The organism is Streptococcus panodentis (assembly GCF_017884005.1).
GTDB lineage: Bacteria > Bacillota > Bacilli > Lactobacillales > Streptococcaceae > Streptococcus > Streptococcus panodentis.
On sequence record NZ_QFAY01000049.1, the window covers coordinates 1 to 4,266 of the forward strand.

Sequence of the window (4,266 nt, forward strand, 5' to 3'; positions counted from 1 at the left end):
GAACCCAGTCTCGAATGGTTGTGTCAGAGACTCCAAATATTCTTGCCAAAGTACGGATAGATCGACCTTGTTCTAAGCAAAGATGAACTGCTTTTAACTTTCCCTTAACGGAGGTTTGACTTCTTTTGGACATATAAAAACTCCTCTTATAGCTTCTAGTGAATTTTTGTTTTTTCACTGTCCACTATAAGGGGAGTATATCAAATAGATGGGGTGGTTTTTATGTTCCTTGCGGTTTAAACAGGGTGGGCTAGGCTAGTCATCTCGGTTGTCCTTGCTGTCTGGCCATTTGCAAATAAAATACGCGATTACATTTGCTGCGACAGCAAGTAAGATCTCTAGGAATTGGCTCTTTTTATGTGCTATGTTCTTTCTCTATATTCCGCCTTATTAGTTAGAATGCAACTAGCAAAATCACAATCTTGTTCCCCAAACTTTCTAAATTTTTCAACTAACCAGTTTGGTAAACCTGTTTCTTTAACTTTTCCTAAAATTAAATTTAGCTTGTCACATTCTCATAAAAAAATTTTATTATGTACATCTACCAGTCAAGAAATTGGATGTGATATTGAATTTATTCAAAATAATTTACAATCTATGATGCCACTTGATTTGTTTCATTCAGATGAGTGTAAGTTTATTTTTGCTGAGAACAACGAAAAAATTATCAACAAACGTTTTTTCGAAACATGGACAAAAAAGGAAGCTTATTTTAAAAGAATTGGAACTGGTTTAACCCCTGAAACGGAGCATATAAGTACTCTATCTCTACCAAATTCTATCTTTTATTCTTGGGAAGAAGATGGGTATCGTTGTTCAATCAATTGTGAAAATCCGGAAAAGACAACAAAGCATTATATGGAGGAAGAAGATGTCATCTCTTTTTTTAAAATTTAATTCATTGACATAAAAGATAAAACAGATTATAATTAAACCAACAGTTTAATTTATTGGAGGTGATAAAATGGGTAGAAGAAAAAAAGAGCCCGCAGATGCCCATAGAAAAACAATTTCAGAAGCAGCTAATACTCTTTTTACGAGTAATAGTGTAGAAGCTACGACAATGGATAATATCGCAAAATTGGCTGGTTACAGCAAGGCAACTCTCTATGTTTATTTTGCGAACAAAGAAGAGATATTCTTTTATTTAGTTTACCAACACACAAAACAGCTCTATCAAGATATTCAGAATATTATTTCTAATTCTCCTGATAACAAAGAGGATTGGACAAATAATTATCTGAAAATTTGTTTTGCTATTTCAAAGCTTTGTGAAAACTATCCAATTTATTTCGATGGAATGATTGGAAACATTAATGTGGATATACATTCAGAGTCTACTCCCAATGTATATCGAGAAATTTATCAGCTAGGGTTAGATCTTAATAAACTCATTGGACTTATTATCGAGGACGGTATCAAACTTAATTATTTGCATTCTAACTTAAACGTTAATCGAGTTGTCATGTTTTTATGGAGTGCACTCTCTGGTATTGTTCGGATGTTTCAAAACAAAAAAGAATACTATCAATTACTCGGGTTAGATAATAGTGAGTTTCTAAAAGACGAGTTTTTAGCTTTACTTGAGTATTATAAAAAGAAAGGTTGAGTATAAATGAAAAAATACATTTTGTTCCTCTTATTACTGATTATTTCCGGAGGTTGTCTCATGATTTTTAGTATTGGAAGCCCCGCCAAAGTAGAGTCCAATTTGGCATTAAAAAATATCCCCTCGGATATGGAAAATGTTCTTTATCTTGCTTCGTTTGCAGCAAACTCACACAATGCTCAAAGCTGGAAACTAAGAATATCCCACTCAAACAAAACAATAGAGCTTCACCTTGATGAGAAGCGATTGTTAGATGTTGTTGACCCTGAAAATCGGGAATTATATATTTCTTTGGGTTGCTATATAGAATCCCTTCAAACATCCTTTCAAGCTTATGGTTATGAAATGATTACTCAAGATATTGCTCCTAATAAAGAAAACCATTATCAGGTTGCCATTATTTCTTACAAAAAGAAAGAAAACTCTAAGCCAAATCAAGAGACAATTGACATTATCCAGCAGCGACATACCGATAAGAGGAAGTACTTGTCTCAACAAATTGATTCAAAAACTATTACTAATTTTACAAAGCGTTATAAGGATATGAGTTATTACCAAGCAGGAAGCTCTGAATACAATCTGTTAAAAGATAAAAGCATTGAGGCTATGACCGAACAGACTAGCAATATAGAGTTTCTCAAAGAACAAGACCATTGGCTTCGTTTTTCGAATAAGGAAGTGGAAGAAAAAAAAGATGGAATTTCAGGAGACATGCTTGGCTTGAATCCTATTTTGAAATCACTATACTATTTGACAACAAATCATCAAAATTCGACAAGTCAAACATTTGCTAAACAAAGTATTGACACTTTAAAGAACCAAGTTGAAAATTCCAGTGGTTTCTTCGTTATTACTGGTAATCAAACAATTTCTGATTGGATTAGAGTTGGCCGAGAAACTCAACGTTTTTGGTATGATTGTGTAAAAGAAAAGATCGCAGTTCAACCAATTAGTTCAATTATTGAAGTTCCATCAATCAAAGAGGAGGTCCAAAACCGACTCAATTTGAACAAGGATATCCAAATGATTTTCAGAGTTGGATATGTCAAAGAGTATGGAGAAAATATCAGTCCAAGACGAAACCTTGAAGAGTATATCTCTGTATCTGATTAAAAAACAATTTAATTAATAAAAATAAGAAAGAATATTATTGGTGATAGACACTATTAAGTTGACACCTTTAGCTATCCTGCAGCATTTTATCACAGCAGATAAGAATAATCTCAAACCTCTATCTTACTGTGAATTTTTGTCAAGTAAAACCAAATAGCAACAAGGGACATTAATATTTAACTCTATCGACTATTCCTCATAATTTTACTTATTCAAAAAAGAAGATAAAAATTTACCCTTCTAAATACGTACCCATCATAAAATTTGGTCAACTTTTATTACTTCAATATTATTAAGAATTCGTCAAAGCTTTAATATATCGCGATTCTTACTTTCTTATTTTTAGCACTTCTTACTATTTATCCCTGCAGAGGGCATGAAATAACACATGAAAAAGCCTATGCGATAGGCTCAGACCGTAGACAAACTCCTTTTTTCAAAGCGGTTTGTCTTTTTTGTTTGTCTTTTTTTGTCTGATTTTCCTGGTGTGCCGGCATTATAGTTGAGGTTTTGGGATTCGGGCAAAATAAAAAGCCCTTCTAGGCGACCATCTTCACCAGTTTTTTGAGATTCAGGCAGGCAAAAGTCAGGCCAACCTGATCTTCCATTTTGGCCTTGCCAATCTGTCTAGTGTAGCGCATGCCATGATATTCTTTGGCCGTCCCAAAGTCTCTCTCAATGGTCTCCTTGCGCCGTTTATACCATTCTTTCATCTCAGGGGTGTGCCGAATATCTTCGCATCTATCTAAATAATCCTTCCAAACATGCCGGGTGATGACCCTCTGATGATTCTTAGCCTTAATGCAGACAGACAAAAGAGGACAGGTTTGGCAAATGGCAGGACTGCTCTTATATTCTCGATAGCCGTCCCGGTTGGTTGTGCTGTAGCTCAATACTTGGTTCTGCGGGCAGAGATAACAGTCATAGTATTCATCATAAACGAAATCCTTAGGGCGAAGCATCTTCTTATCTCCCCTTGGACGGGTGTAAGGCAGAACCGGTGTCAGCTTCCGATCCAGCAGGAACTTGGCAATACTGGGCGTCTTAAAACCAGAATCCATCACAAAAGTTTGGGGCCCAAAAGGTTCCAGCTTGGCAAAGAGGAGCGCAAAGAGCTGGCTGTCGTGCACATTTCCAGCTGCGACGGCATAGGAAAGAATCCAGCCATTCTTATCACAGGCTGCCTCGACATTGTAAGCAAAGACTTCCTTATGTTCTCCTTTATGAAACCAGCCGCTCTCAGGGTCGGTAGTGGATACCTTTCTATCTTTCTCCGTCACCTCCTTCTTGAGTTTTAAGGGCTTTTTTCCGCGCTGGCCCCGGTCTTTCTTAATCTCCTCTTCCAATTCCTGCGCCATAAATTTGGCTTCCTGCTGGCAGACCTGATTGGTAAACTTATGACCGTTGGCGGCCGCTTTAACATGTGTGCCGTCAATAAACAAAGTCCGGCTGTCTACCAAATGATACTGAAAGCAGAGAGAAAGGATGTGGTTAAAAATCGCCTCCACAACTGCCCTGTCTTTAAAGCGGCGCTCATAATTCTT

At 36.4% G+C, this 4,266-nt stretch carries 4 protein-coding genes and 1 pseudogene; 3 read left to right on the top strand and 2 right to left on the bottom strand.

Features of this window, described 5'->3' with window-relative positions:
- On the bottom strand, nucleotides 1-133 hold a 133-nt coding region (locus tag DHL47_RS13675), incomplete at its 3' end, for a helix-turn-helix domain-containing protein (RefSeq protein WP_209552169.1).
- A 266-nt stretch (nucleotides 134-399) separates the two neighbouring features.
- On the opposite strand from DHL47_RS13675, the gene DHL47_RS13105 reads away from it, so the two are divergent.
- The 3 genes from DHL47_RS13105 (at nucleotide 400) to DHL47_RS13115 (ending at nucleotide 2,722) form a co-directional block, all read left to right on the top strand.
- Nucleotides 400-897, top strand: coding sequence for a 4'-phosphopantetheinyl transferase family protein (locus DHL47_RS13105; RefSeq protein WP_209552167.1), 498 nt, complete (start codon nucleotides 400-402; stop codon nucleotides 895-897).
- Between the two features lie 67 nt (nucleotides 898-964).
- The gene (locus DHL47_RS13110; RefSeq protein WP_128835851.1) at nucleotides 965-1,609 is read left to right on the top strand and encodes a TetR/AcrR family transcriptional regulator; all 645 of its coding nucleotides are present in this window, start codon (nucleotides 965-967) and stop codon (nucleotides 1,607-1,609) included.
- Nucleotides 1,610-1,615: 6 nt separating this feature from the next.
- Nucleotides 1,616-2,722, top strand: coding sequence for an Acg family FMN-binding oxidoreductase (locus DHL47_RS13115; protein WP_420853850.1), 1,107 nt, complete (start codon nucleotides 1,616-1,618; stop codon nucleotides 2,720-2,722).
- A 542-nt stretch (nucleotides 2,723-3,264) separates the two neighbouring features.
- Here DHL47_RS13115 and DHL47_RS13120 read toward each other — a convergent pair.
- Nucleotides 3,265-4,266 (bottom strand): annotated as a pseudogene (locus DHL47_RS13120) (IS1182 family transposase); the annotation flags it as partial.